Source organism: Mesorhizobium sp. M7A.F.Ca.AU.002.02.1.1 (assembly GCF_003998535.1).
GTDB classification, from domain to species: Bacteria; Pseudomonadota; Alphaproteobacteria; order Rhizobiales; family Rhizobiaceae; genus Mesorhizobium; species Mesorhizobium ciceri.
The window spans coordinates 1-788 of the sequence record NZ_RZPB01001356.1 but is presented as its reverse complement, the minus strand read 5'-3'; the positions used below and the strand labels follow the sequence as shown (position 1 = coordinate 788).

The 788-nt window shown below is 65.0% G+C and carries 1 protein-coding gene; it reads left to right on the top strand.

The window, feature by feature from the left end; translation table 11 throughout:
* Positions 1-31: 31 nt before the first annotated feature.
* Positions 32-788: HAMP domain-containing sensor histidine kinase (locus EN879_RS37695; RefSeq protein ID WP_245493954.1), on the top strand; the 757-nt coding region annotated here is incomplete at its 3' end.

The following is a 788-nucleotide window of genomic DNA, read 5'->3' as shown; positions in this document are numbered from 1 at the left end:
GTTCCAGACCACGATCTCGCTGGAAAACCGGGTGCGTACACGTACCGAGGAACTTCACTCGACCTTGCGGCGGCTGGAGCAGTCGAACATTGACCTCAGTGCCGCCAAGGAAAACGCCGAACTGGCGAACCTGTCAAAAACCCGTTTCCTCGCCGCTGCCAGTCACGACGTGCTGCAGCCGCTGAATGCCGCCCACCTTTCGGTTTCGGCGCTCGCCGAAGTTCAGACCAGCGACGAGGGCAAGAAACTGGTGCGGCAGGTCGAGCGCTCGCTGGAGACGATGGAGGACCTGCTGCGAACCCTGCTCGACATCTCCAAGCTCGATGCCGGCGTGGTGCAGCCCGACATAAGCGACGTCAGCCTGGAGGCGCTGTTCTCGTCGCTCCGCTCGGATTTCCTGCCGGTGGCGGAGATGAAAGGCCTGTCGCTGAAATTCCGGCCGGTCCATGCCGTGGTCCGCTCCGACCGCACGCTGCTGCGCCGTATCCTGCAGAACATTCTCTCCAACGCGCTGGGCTATACACGCTCGGGCGGCGTGCTTGTCGGCACCAGGCATCGCGGCGACACCATCCGCATCGACGTCGCCGACACGGGCTGCGGCATTCCCGACGACCAGCGCGAGGCGGTGTTCGAGGAGTTCCACCGCGGCACCTCGCCGGCCAATGCCGAACTGGACGGTGGCGGTCTCGGGCTCGGGCTCGCCATCGTGCGCCGCATGGCCAGCGCGCTCGGTCATCCCGTGACATTCTCGTCGAAGGTCGGACGCGGCACGATCTTCCACATCGATG